Genomic DNA, 3,230 nt, shown 5'->3' with positions numbered 1-3,230 from the left:
ACATTCGATGATCAAACCAGCATCCGTTTATACCGTACCGGTGATATGGGCAGATGGTTGCCGGATGGCAATATCGCTTACATGGGTCGTACGGATGACCAGGTGAAAATACGTGGGCACCGGATAGAGTTGGGCGAAATAGAGAGTATCCTACAATCATGCGAACAGGTACAACAAAATGTGGTGATCGCCGGTAAAGATGAATACGGCAGTTACAGCAGGCTGATTGCTTACCTGGTGCCTGCCGGTCCATTCGACCGGGAGGGGATCATCCAATATCTGAATACACGGTTGCCAGAGTACATGGTGCCATCGCTGCTGATAGCATTGGAGCAGTTACCGCTTACGGCAAACGGAAAAGTGGATAAACGCGCTTTGCCTGCACCGGATGCAGAGCTATTACAGGTGGAAGCCTATGTTGCGCCGCGTAATAATATAGAGCAGCAATTGGCGGGCATCTGGCAGCAGTTGTTGGGAGTAGCACGGGTAGGCATATATGATAATTTCTTTGACCTGGGTGGACATTCCCTGCTGGCAGTACGACTGATGTCGGCCATTAAAAAAGAGATGCAGGCAGCCATACAGATCGGGGATATTTTCGACAAGCCTACGATACAGCTCCTGGCAGAGAAGGTGAAAGGCAGCGTTGCTTCTACCATGCCAGCCATTGTTCCGAGGGATAGTAGCGCAAAAATTCCTTTGTCATTCAGCCAGGAACGCTTGTGGTTTATCGATCAGTTTCAAGGAAGTTTACACTACCATGTACCTTTGGTGTTGAGGTTGGAGGCCAATCCGGATAAGGATGCATTGGGATACGCATTTCAGACCATGATAAACCGTCATGAAATATTGCGTACAGTGATGGTATCCGAAGAAGGTATTGCGTACCAGCAGGTAAGGGATAAGGATCGCTGGCAGTTGGAGGTAGTGGAAAACGAAAGGTATAGAAATGACCCGGAAACACTCGGTCATTTTGTACAGGCACTCATTGCCACTCCATTCGATCTGTCTGCAGATCATATGCTGCGGGCACATTTGATTGCGCTCGGTAAAGAAGAACATTTACTGGTAGTTACCTGGCATCATATCGTTTCTGATGGCTGGTCGATCAGCATTATCATGCGGGAGCTGGTGGAGTTGTATGATGCGTACATACATAAACGTGCCCCCAACTTGCCGTCATTACCTGTACAATACGCTGATTTTGCCATTTGGCAGCGGCAATATTTATCCGGTGAGGTACTGCAGAAAAAAATAAATTACTGGAAAGAAAAACTCATGGGTGTTACGTCGCTGCAGCTACCCACGGATTTCACACGGCCGCCGGTGCAAAGTTTGCGTGGCGCCACGAGCAGGGTGGCGCTTTCTGCGGAGTTGTCTGCACAATTGCAGGCATTATCCAGACAGGAGGGTGTTACCTTATTTATGACATTACTGGCTGCTTATAAAGTGTTGTTGTATCGCTATAGTGGCCAGGAAGATATCTGCATCGGTAGTCCTATTGCTGGCAGAACACAGCAGGAAACAGAAGGGCTGATCGGATTTTTTGTAAACACACTGGCATTGCGCTCAGATCTCAGCAACGATCTTTCTTTTATCGCCTTATTACAACAGGTAAGGGAAACCACTTTAGGTGCTTATGAACACCAGGATGTACCCTTTGAAAAAATAGTGGAAGAGGTGGTGAAAGACCGTGACCTGAGCCGCCACCCACTATTCCAGGTGATGTTTATATTACAGAATACGCCTGAGGTGCAGTCGCTTAGTCTGGGAGAGGTGCCCTTAGCACAGGAGGGAGTAGAGCGGGTTACTGCGCAGTTTGACATGATGGTCAGCTTCGAGGAAAGCACGGAGGGATTGATGGGCACCGTATTGTATTGCGCCGACTTATTTACAGCCGGAACGATAGACCGGATGATGCTTCATTTTAAGCAATTGCTTCAGGCGGTAGTGGATTCTCCTGCTGCAAAGATCAGCGAATTGCAGTTGTTGACGGCCGAGGAACAGGTACAATTACTGGGGGCATTTAATGCCACTACCAGTGCTTATCCACAGGATAAAACAATTGCAGCGCTATTTTCTGAACAGGCCATGCTTTCACCTGCTGCGGTGGCCCTTGTGTTTTCAGCACAAAGTTTAACTTATCAGGAGTTGGATGAACGTTCCAATCAACTGGCGCATTATCTGCGGCGCAAAGGCGTAAAAGCAGAAACAATGGTGCCTGTTTGCATGGACCGGTCATTGGAATTAATCGTTGGAATACTGGGTATTCTGAAAGCGGGCGGTGCATATGTGCCTATTGATACCGCATATCCTGCCGATCGTATTGCCTATATGCTTACTGATACGGAAGCCCATATTATTGTCGGCAACACCGCTGCCAAAGCTATTTTGCTGGCGATCAATCCTGTATTGGATATCATAGATATCGAGGCCGACTGGTCACTGCTCAGCAAAGAGTCTGTAGCTATGGTTGATAGCGGTGCACAGCCGGATAGTCTTGCGTATGTGATTTATACCTCCGGTTCTACAGGTCGGCCTAAAGGTGTAATGGTAACAAATAGTAACGTAGTAAGCCTCTTAAGGGGAACAGATTATATCAAACTAACGTCAAGTGATATTTTGCTGGGAACATGTTCTCCTTCTTTTGATGTAAGCACATTTGAGTACTGGGGCATGTTGCTGAATGGTGGTCAACTGGTGCTTTGTTCACTGCATACTTTACTGGATAGCACGCTGTTGAAAACTGAGATCCGTAGTCGGGATGTTTCCATCATGTGGTTTACCTCGAGCTGGCTGAATCAACTGGTAGATATAGATATCAGTGTGTTTGACGGATTGGATACCATATTGGCCGGTGGAGAGAAGCTTTCTGAAATGCACATTGAAAAGATCCGGAAAGCTTATCCGGATGTAACGGTGATTAACGGTTATGGGCCTACGGAAAATACTACTTTCTCCTCGACCTGTGAGATGGACGATAAGGCATTGGAGAATATTCCTATTGGCCGTCCGTTAAACAACCGGGTAGCCTATATCCTGGATAAGCGGCGCAGATTATGCCCGGTAGGGGTACCAGGTGAAATATATGTTGGCGGAGCAGGACTCTCGCGTGGGTATCTGCATCGTCCGGAGCTTACGGCAGAGAAGTTTGTGATGCATACATTCGATGATCAAACCAGCATCCGTTTATACCGTACCGGTGATATGGGCAGATGGTTGCCGGATGG

At 47.6% G+C, this 3,230-nt stretch carries 1 protein-coding gene; it reads left to right on the top strand.

What is annotated here, in order from left to right; translation table 11 throughout:
- Window positions 1–3,230: amino acid adenylation domain-containing protein (locus AC1DP6_RS36270; RefSeq protein ID WP_477059276.1), on the top strand; the 3,230-nt coding region annotated here is incomplete at both ends.

This window comes from Chitinophaga sp. 01L420, from assembly GCF_056399985.1.
The sequence above is the reverse complement of the archived record's forward strand: the minus strand, read 5'-3'. Positions and strand labels throughout refer to the sequence as shown.